The organism is Psittacicella gerlachiana (assembly GCF_003585965.1).
Lineage (GTDB): Bacteria > Pseudomonadota > Gammaproteobacteria > Enterobacterales > Psittacicellaceae > Psittacicella > Psittacicella gerlachiana.
On the sequence record NZ_NRJF01000219.1, the window covers coordinates 1 to 6,194 of the forward strand.

General features: G+C 34.5%; 6 protein-coding genes. All 6 read right to left on the bottom strand.

Annotation, left to right across the window (positions count from 1 at the left end):
* Nucleotides 1-18: 18 nt before the first annotated feature.
* Genes nqrF through CKF59_RS06795 form a run of 6 tightly spaced genes read right to left on the bottom strand, consistent with a single transcriptional unit; the run spans nt 19 to nt 5,961 of the window.
* Nucleotides 19-1,251 (bottom strand): NADH:ubiquinone reductase (Na(+)-transporting) subunit F, encoded by a 1,233-nt coding sequence (gene nqrF, locus CKF59_RS06770; protein WP_119535181.1) that lies wholly within the window; start codon nt 1,249-1,251, stop codon nt 19-21.
* A gap of 14 nt (nt 1,252-1,265) precedes the next feature.
* A complete protein-coding gene (nqrE, locus tag CKF59_RS06775) occupies nt 1,266-1,862 on the bottom strand; it encodes an NADH:ubiquinone reductase (Na(+)-transporting) subunit E (protein WP_119535182.1) in 597 nt (198 codons plus the stop codon).
* Between the two features lie 8 nt (nt 1,863-1,870).
* A complete protein-coding gene (locus CKF59_RS06780; protein ID WP_119535183.1) occupies nt 1,871-2,503 on the bottom strand; it encodes an NADH:ubiquinone reductase (Na(+)-transporting) subunit D in 633 nt (210 codons plus the stop codon).
* Complete coding sequence (gene nqrC / locus CKF59_RS06785) at nt 2,493-3,323, bottom strand: NADH:ubiquinone reductase (Na(+)-transporting) subunit C (RefSeq protein WP_119535184.1); 831 nt, start codon at nt 3,321-3,323, stop codon at nt 2,493-2,495. Before nqrC ends, CKF59_RS06780 begins: the two co-directional genes overlap by 11 nt.
* 1 nt (nt 3,324) lies before the next feature.
* Entirely contained in the window at nt 3,325-4,611 is a 1,287-nt protein-coding gene (locus CKF59_RS06790) for an NADH:ubiquinone reductase (Na(+)-transporting) subunit B (protein ID WP_119535185.1), read from the bottom strand.
* 9 nt (nt 4,612-4,620) lie between these two features.
* Nucleotides 4,621-5,961 (bottom strand): Na(+)-translocating NADH-quinone reductase subunit A, encoded by a 1,341-nt coding sequence (locus CKF59_RS06795; RefSeq protein WP_119535186.1) that lies wholly within the window; start codon nt 5,959-5,961, stop codon nt 4,621-4,623.
* Nucleotides 5,962-6,194: the final 233 nt, after the last annotated feature.

The following is a 6,194-nucleotide window of genomic DNA, read 5'->3' on the forward strand; positions in this document are numbered from 1 at the left end:
GCTTGGTCTGTTTTTATTTTAACCACCAAAGTCATCTAAAAGAATATTATCTCTTTCAACGCCTAAGTTGATTAACATATCGATAACTGCTTTGGTCATCATTGGAGGACCACACATGTAGTATTCACAGTCTTCAGGAGCTTCATGGTTTTTCAGATAATTTTCATAAAGTACATTATGAATAAATCCGGTATAACCAGTCCAATTATCTTCAGGCTGTGGATCAGATAAAGCTACATACCAATTGAAATTCTCATTCTCTGCTGCTAACTCATCAAAATCTTGCACATAGAACATTTCTCTTAATGAACGAGCACCATACCAATAAGACATTTTACGATCTGTATGTACTCTTTTTAACTGATCAAAAATTTGTGAACGTAATGGCGCCATTCCTGCACCACCACCAACAAATACCATTTCTGCATTTGTTTCTTTAACAAAGAAGTGACCAAATGGTCCAGAAATAGTAACCTTATCTCCTTTTTTCAGAGACCAAATGTAAGAAGACATCTTACCAGGAGGTAAAGTTAAATCTTTTGGTGGAGGAGTTGCAATACGCACATTTAATTTAATAATTCCTTTTTCTCCAGGGTAGTTTGCCATAGAGTAAGCACGAACAATATGCTCGTCTACTTTTGACACACAACTAAAGAAATTGAATCTTTCCCAATCGGCTCTATACTTTTCAGGAATATCATAATCAGCGTATTTTACCTCATGCGGTTCAGCTTCGATTTGAATATACCCACCAGCACGGAATGGAACTTCCTCACCTTCTGGAATTTTTAAAACTAATTCTTTGATAAAAGTTGCAACGTTGTCATTAGAAACAACTTCACATTCCCATTTTTTAACACCGAAAATCTCTTGTGGCAACTCTAGATCTAAGTCATTTTTTACATTCACTTGACAAGCTAAGCGATAACCTTCTTTAGCTTGTAACTTAGAAATATGAGCTTCTTCAGTTGGTAGTAATTCACCACCACCTGATTTTACGATCACTTTACACTGACCACATGAACCACCACCTCCACAAGCACTCGAAACGAAAATACCTTGTGAAGCTAACGCACCTAATAGTTTACCACCACGAGCTACATTTTTATCCAGTCCAGGATCGTTATTAATATGTAAAGTTACATCACCTTGTTGCACTAAATATTTTTGGGCAATAAGAATTAAAGCAACTAAAATTAAAGAAATAACCGTAAGGACAATGATCCCTAATAGAATTATACTAACATCCATAATTCCTCCTCTCCTTACAGTTTAATACCAGAAAAGATCATGAATGAAAGAGCCATGAGTCCAGCGGTAATGAAAATAATACCAATTCCACGTAAACCTACAGGAATATCACTATACTTCATTTTACTTCTTAATCCAGCTAGTAAAACAATAGCTAACATCCATCCTAATCCAGAGCCAATACTGAACACAACGCTTTCTGCAAAATCATAGCTACGTTGCACCATGAATTGAACCCCACCAAAAATAGCACAGTGTACAGCGATTAATGGTAGATATACACCTAGAGCATTATAAAGTGATGGCATAAATTTATCTAATACCAGCTCTAAGATTTGTACTAAAGCTGCAATAATACCGATAAAGACAATATAACTAATAAAGCTAATATCAATACCATCAAAAGCACCAGGACGTAAAATATAAAAGTAAACTAGATAAGAACTAGGAACAGCTAGTACCAATACTACCGTTACAGCAATACCTAAGCTTACTGCAGTCGACACTTTCTTGGATACGGCTAGGAACGTACACATTCCAAGAAAGAAAGTTAACGCCATATTTTGAATAAAAATAGAGTTAACAAATAGTGATAAGTAATGAGATAACATGCATTCTCCTATTCTTCACGTAAACTTGGGTTAAGTTGACGTACGAGCCAAATTAATAAACCAATAATAAAGAATGCAGAAGGAGCTAATAGTAGTAAACCATTAGGTACATACCAACCTCCATTATTTACGGTATGGAGAATGGTGAAACCAAATATACTACCAGAACCGAATAACTCACGCACGAAAGCTACAATTACTAAGATTAAAGCATAGCCTAAACCATTAGCAAAACCATCAACAAATGAAGCTACTGGAGGTTCCTTCATAGCAAAAGCTTCTGCTCTCCCCATCACAATACAGTTTGTAATAATTAAACTTACATATACTGAAAGTTGTTTAGAGAGGTCATAGGCATATGCACGTAGAACTTGATCTACAAGAATAACGAACGTTGCAATGATTACTAATTGAATAATAATACGCACGTTATTTGGGATATAGTTTCTTAATAATGAAATAAAGAAACTTGAGAAACCAGTTACTAAAGCTACGGAAATACCCATAATAACTGCAGTTTCTAATTTAACTGTAACCGCTAATGCAGAACAAACCCCAAGCACTTGAATTGCAATTGGGTTATCTTTTACAAACGGTGTAAGAAAAACTTGTGATAAGCTAGGTTTTTTATTATCTGCCATTTAGTTTTACCTCACCTGTTCTAACATTCTCTAAGAATTTTGCAAAACCATAATTGCCTAACCAAAACTCTAATTGAGCATTAACTCCATTTGAAGTTAAGGTTGCCCCAGTTAAAGCATTTACTTGGTAAGCTTGATTCTCTGCAGAAATAGTTTTTACAAGAGAAATTTTTGGTTCAGTTGGATTACCATTATTGCCATTTAAGTTATAGATTTTTTTACCTACAAACTGATTAGTAAATAAAGGATTTTCAACCTCACCACCTAATCCTGGAGTTTCCCCTTGTTGATAGTAAGTAATACCAGTAATTGTATTTGCATCTTTAGCATCTACAGCTAAAAGACCATACATTACCGACCATAAACCATTACCATAGAAAGGTAAAACTATCTTTTCAATTTCACCTGTAGCTGTATTTTTAACTAAATATACTTTAAGTACATCAGCAATAAGGTTATTTTTTAACCCAGGAGTATTAGCCGCAGATGGAATTGTACTAGTGTACTGCTTAAATTTAGAAAGAACTAATAAGTTATCGTAATCATTTTGCACATCAGCTGGTAAGTTCTCAATAAAGTTACCAGTTTTACGATCAACATATTTAACTTCGATATTACTATTAAAAGCTTGACCTAAGTTTTGTTCTGTATAACTTACATCACTAACTTTTAAGACAAAACGCTGGATATTTGCTGCAATTTGCTCATTTTGTTTTTGAGATAAAGCAGTAGCTGCCGCTGCAACAATAAACGCACAAACAATTGATACTAAAGCGACAAACCCAGTTACATATATTGTCGAGTTTTTATTTATTGCCATATTATCTTGCTCTCCTACGTTTAATGCTACGTTGTACCACCATATAGTCAATAATTGGAGCAAATAAATTTGCGAATAAAATCGCTAACATCATTCCTTCAGGGAATGCTGGGTTAACAACACGAATTAGAACAACAAATACCCCGATAAAGAATCCATACCACCATTTACCTTTTTCTGTAAATGAAGCTGATACAGGGTCTGTTGCCATAAATAAGGTTCCAAGCATCCAACCACCTAAAACCATATGCCACCAGAATGGTAAACCAAATAATTCAGGATTAGAAGTATGACTAGCTATAGAGTTAAAGAATAAGCTCATAGCTACAGTACCAGCTACTACTCCAAGAACAATTCTCCAAGAAGCAATTCTTGTAAATAATAGCACTAGTCCACCTAAAATTAGGGCCAGTTTTGAAACCTCACCAATTGTCCCCGGCATAAAACCAATAAAGGCATCTAACCAAGTTAATTGACTACCTAACACTTCTTGCGTATGAGCTATAGCTAATTGACCTAATGGAGTAGCTCCTGAAAAGGCATCTACATTTGCAGCTCCAGTTCTTGCAATAGCTTCTAAAGTTTGAGAGGTCGAAGCGGTATACCAAATGCTATCACCGGTAATTTGTGATGGATAAGCAAAGAATAAAAATGCACGCCCAGCTAAAGCAGGGTTTACAAGATTTTTACCAGTACCACCGAAAATTTCTTTAGCAATTACTACCCCAAAAGTAATACCTAAAGCAGCTTGCCATAAAGGAATTGTCGGAGGAAGGATTAAGGAAAATAAAATCGAAGTAACGAAGAAACCTTCATTTACCTCATGCTTACGAATCGAAGCGAAAAGAACTTCCCAAAAACCACCGACAATAAATACGGTCATATAAACCGGAACCCAGAAAGCAAAACCGATTAGCATCTTACTAAACCAGCCTGCAGTAGCTGGATCAAAATTAGCTCCTAATAAGTAAGCTAATTGATAATGCCAATCTGATCTTATTACTTCACCAAGGTGTTCAGTTGTAACCCCAGAAAGAGCAAATGACTCTAAGGTTAGATTACCTATATTCCAACAACCAAAAAAGGCTGCAGGAAATAGAGCTAACCACACAGTAGTCATAATACGTTTTAAGTCAATAACATCACGAACGTGCAGTCTTCCTGTAGTTACGCTTTTTGGAGTATAAAAAATGGTGTATACAGCTTCAAAGAGTGCGTACCATTTTTCATGCTTACCACCAGGTGAAAAAGAAGGTTCTAATTTATCAAATAATTTTTTTAAACCCATAGATTTCCACTATCCCTCTTTTTCTATTTTGTTTAATGCTTGACGTAAATATAACGCATAATCATATTTACCTTGACAGACAAAAGAACATAAAGCAATATCTTCTTCAGCAAGCTCTAGAACCCCTAAGTCTTGTGCTGAATCCGTATCACCTGATATTAAATCTCTTAATAGTAAGGTTGGATAAATATCTAAAGGCATTACTCTCTCATATAAGCCAATAGGAACCATCCCACGACTAGAACCATTAGTTGTAGTTGTTAATGGCAAGTCTTTCTTACCAAAGAAATTTAAGCGAGATAATGAGAACTTCTTAGGTTGCGGTGCAAACCACCCGATAAACTCTTGTTTTGTCCCCTCAAGAAGTACAGTTAATTGCAGATCATATTGCCCTACATAAGCAAAAACATCACTAGCTTTAAAACCATCTAGAGCTGATCCTGAGACAATACGATTTTCTCCGCTCTTTAACTTATTAAATGTCACATCTAATACCGATGCACCGTAAGGTACACGATATAAAGTTGGAGCACTTACTTGCGGTCCACTTAATGCGATAACTTTAGTTCCATCTAAATAACCTTGACTAAATAATTTGCCTATGGCAATTACATCTTGATAATTTAAATGGTAAGCAATTTTAGTTAAAGTTACCGGTGCTAAAAAGTGAATATGCGTACCTACTAAACCTGCAGGGTGTACACCTTTAAATTGTTCATAAGTAAATCCAGAAACTTTTTCAAGATTAAAATTTGGACCACCTACAACAAATTTATTTTTTACATCCGCAAAAACTTCTTTTAGTACTTCTAATCCAAAATTAAAAAATTTAGCTTGATCTTTTAAAACTACATCTGCATCAGGATGTCCTGGATTAGTGTCATGAGCATTAATAAATAAAGATTCAGGGGTTAATTCTGGGTCAGCTAAATTATTAAAAGGACGGGTTCTTAAACCAATCCATAGCCCTGAATTAAGTAGCTGTTCTTTTAATTCTAAAGATTTACCTGATAATTGATCTAGGGAATACTTTTTAAATTCTACTCCTTTATCATCACTATCTTTATCTACTTCAATAACCAATGACTGAAATACACGACGTTCACCACGATTAATTACTTTTACCGTACCATTTACAGGTGAAGTAAATGCAATACTAGGATACTTCTTGTCTGTTAAGACAACCTCTCCCTTTCTTACCTTGTCACCTTCACGTACTTTTAAAGTAGGTTTTAAATTATTAAATGATGCACCTACAATAGCAACTTCATTAACCGTAACATCATTATGGATTACTTGATCAGGATTACCTGCTAGAGGTAAATCCAAACCTTTTTTTATAGTAATCATAGTTACCCTCACTTACATAAGTAGATCTGTTGCTACATCTACTTAACATTTACACTCTATTTTTATACTTTTTAACAAATAGATCTTTCTCAAGAACTATTTAAATAATTTCTAATAATTTAATGCGACTTTTTTAAATTAAAATATTAGATATACATCTTTTGTAAAAAGTAATTTTGTACGTATTTTACTTTCATTACGTGTGTTTTATTATACAACATCCTAAGAAAAAT